Origin of the sequence: Pseudomonas sp. K5002 (assembly GCF_013386655.1) — a bacterium.
In the GTDB taxonomy this organism is placed as follows: Bacteria; Pseudomonadota; Gammaproteobacteria; order Pseudomonadales; family Pseudomonadaceae; genus Aquipseudomonas.
Window position 1 is genome coordinate 1 of sequence record NZ_JACARK010001713.1, and the last position, 414, is coordinate 414.

A 414-nucleotide genomic window follows, 5' to 3' on the forward strand; every position below is an offset into this window, starting at 1 on the left:
AGTTGCTCCAGCAGCCTGTTGCGGGATTCACGGCTGTCGAGGATGCCGGCGTCCTTGACACTGGCCGGGAGCTTCGGCGGCCATGGGCGCTGGTCGTCCAGCTCGATGGCCACCAGCAGGGCGCCGTCGCTTTCCAGTTCACTGACGCCGCCGGTTACGTGGTGCAACTGTTCGGGCGCCGCATCATTGACCCCAAGCCGTTCGCTGCTGGGCATCAGACGTTCACGCAGTTGGCTGTAGCCGGGCAGGTTAAGGTCGAGGCTCAAGGCGGCGCGCCCACGTTTCCAACGCCACAGGCACAGCAACGCAAGGATCAGCCGCGGCAGGATGCCGTATACCAGCAGCACGCCCACCAGCCAGGCAGCCCAGGCCTGGCGGGCGCTTTCGATATTCAGGGCGGCATCGCCGCTGGCG

At 66.4% G+C, this 414-nt stretch carries 1 protein-coding gene; it reads right to left on the reverse strand.

Annotation, left to right across the window (positions count from 1 at the left end):
* A partial coding sequence (locus HX846_RS38860) for a DUF2868 domain-containing protein (protein WP_178967658.1) occupies window positions 1-414 on the reverse strand: 414 nt, incomplete at both ends.